This is a genomic window from Paenibacillus vini, from assembly GCF_018403325.1.
In the GTDB taxonomy this organism is placed as follows: Bacteria; Bacillota; Bacilli; order Paenibacillales; family Paenibacillaceae; genus Fontibacillus; species Fontibacillus vini.
The window spans coordinates 1-443 of the sequence record NZ_BOSL01000050.1 but is presented as its reverse complement, the minus strand read 5'-3'; the positions used below and the strand labels follow the sequence as shown (position 1 = coordinate 443).

Annotated in this window: 1 rRNA gene; it reads right to left on the bottom strand. The window is 44.0% G+C overall.

The features are described 5' to 3' along the window. A 23S ribosomal RNA gene (locus KJS57_RS26085) occupies positions 1 to 112 on the bottom strand; the annotation flags it as partial. Positions 113 to 443: the final 331 nt, after the last annotated feature.

Below are 443 nucleotides of genomic sequence, written 5' to 3'. Positions count from 1 at the left end.
ACCCCCGGATCAAAGCTTGCTTACAGCTCCCCGAGGCAGTTTCGTTGTTCGCCACGTCCTTCTTCGGCTCCTAGTGCCTAGGCATCCTCCGTGTGCTCTTAGTAGCTTAACCAACTCGCTCTCATTTTGGGCTATGTGATCTGTTGTCCGTCGCTTTCCCTCTGACTTTCGTCATCAGGCGCGCACTTCCAAAGGATCTCCTATCCCAAAACGTTCGCTCGTATCAACTACCTTATTGAAACTTGTTTTGACACAAGTTCAGCTACGATGATTTTAAATTTGAGCAAAGCCAAATTAAAATTCATCGCTAAAGGATTGTTCTAATTCGCAAATTCTTCGTTTCGTTATCCAGTTTTCAAGGATCAAGTGCTGATTTTTGTAACGATCACCTTCGGTGACGTTCAAAATTCTGCAAGGTATTAATGAAATTATATGGTGGAGCC